Annotated in this window: 1 pseudogene; it reads right to left on the bottom strand. The window is 34.2% G+C overall.

Annotation, left to right across the window (positions count from 1 at the left end):
• A pseudogene (locus tag ACS8FC_RS21045) lies at positions 1 to 511 on the bottom strand (hypothetical protein); the annotation flags it as partial.

The raw sequence follows: 511 nt of genomic DNA, 5'->3' as shown, positions 1-511 counted from the left end.
CGTTGCGGCTGGTGCGATGTATATTTTATCCAAATGTGATTTTACCTCTGGCTCGTATTCTACGTATAGAAATTTGCCAAAATCCATTTTAACTTTAGGGTCATCAAGTGAAGTAATATATAGCATGCGGCATTCTTGTTCTTCCTGAAAAGCTGAGTGTTTGACTAGATATTTTAGAGGTAAAATTATCATATCCAGTAAGCTATCTATTTTATCTGAATCTTCTTTACTTAGTTTTTTTAAAGATTTCTTCTTATCTATAGCATTGTTATAAATACTTTTTAACTCTACAAACGCCTTTCTAAAATCTTCGGTTTTCTCGTCTATATAATTCTCATAGTCAGTGCACTCAATTTCAGCTTTAGGGATACTATCTCTTTCCAAGTTTTCACGACCAAACTCACGGAAAAATGTTAGGCGATTCCTCTGAGCTAGATGGATATAGTCGGAAGTAGGATCAATATAAACACATCTCATAACTGGCTGCTTTTCTATTCTCTTAGCTGAACCA

It is taken from the genome of Psychrobacter sp. 1Y4 (assembly GCF_051847555.1).
This window is presented reverse-complemented; position numbering and strand designations above follow the sequence as displayed.